General features: G+C 73.6%; 1 protein-coding gene. It reads left to right on the plus strand.

Features of this window, described 5'->3' with window-relative positions; translation table 11 throughout:
* Positions 1–22 precede the first annotated feature (22 nt).
* Positions 23–616 (plus strand): SDR family NAD(P)-dependent oxidoreductase, encoded by a 594-nt coding sequence (locus DEIPI_RS0119490; RefSeq protein WP_084474618.1) that lies wholly within the window; start codon positions 23–25, stop codon positions 614–616.
* The last annotated feature ends 175 nt before the right edge of the window (positions 617–791 follow it).

Consider the following 791-nt stretch of genomic DNA (forward strand, 5'->3'; position numbering starts at 1 on the left):
CGGCGCGGACGCCCCGGGCTCGCTGAGGACCCGGCGGGTGGACGTCACGGACCGCGCGGCGGTGCGCGCCCTCGTGGACGAGGCGTCGGGAGGGCAGCGGGTGGACGTCCTCGTGAACAACGCGGGCGGCGTGCTCGGCCAGGTCGGGCGTCCCGTCGAGGAGATCGGCGAGGACGACTGGCACGCGATCTTCCGGGTGAACGTGGACGGCGCGTTCTACTTCAGCCAGGCGGTCGCGCCGTACATGAAGGCGCGCCGCTCGGGCCGCATCGTGAACATCAGCAGTGGCGCGGGCCTCGGGGTGAGCCTCACGGGCATCCAGGCGTACGCGAGCGCGAAGGCCGCGCAGATCGGGCTGACGCGGCAGCTCGCGCACGAGCTCGGCGCGTGGGGCATCACCGTGAACAACGTCGCGCCGGGCTTCGTGCGCAGCAACCCCACCACGGAGCGGCAGTGGGAGAGCTACGGCGAGGAGGGCCAGCGGCGCCTCGTGGACGGCATCGCCCTGAAGGCGCTCGGGACGCCCGACGACATCGCGCACGCCGTGCTGTTCTTCGCCTCGCCCTACGCGGGCTGGGTGACGGGACAGGTGCTGAGCGTGGACGGGGGGAAGTGATGGAGGACGTCCGCGCCTACCTCGAAACGCACGCGGCGCGTGACCTCGCGGACCTCGTGGAGTTCGTGGGCATCCCGAGCGTCAGCACGGACTCCCGGCACGCGGGGGACGTACGACGCGCCGCCGAGTGGGTCGCGGCGCGCCTCGCGAGGGCGGGCGTCACGGACGCGCGGGT

Source organism: Deinococcus pimensis DSM 21231 (assembly GCF_000519345.1).
Classification (GTDB): Bacteria; Deinococcota; Deinococci; order Deinococcales; family Deinococcaceae; genus Deinococcus_A; species Deinococcus_A pimensis.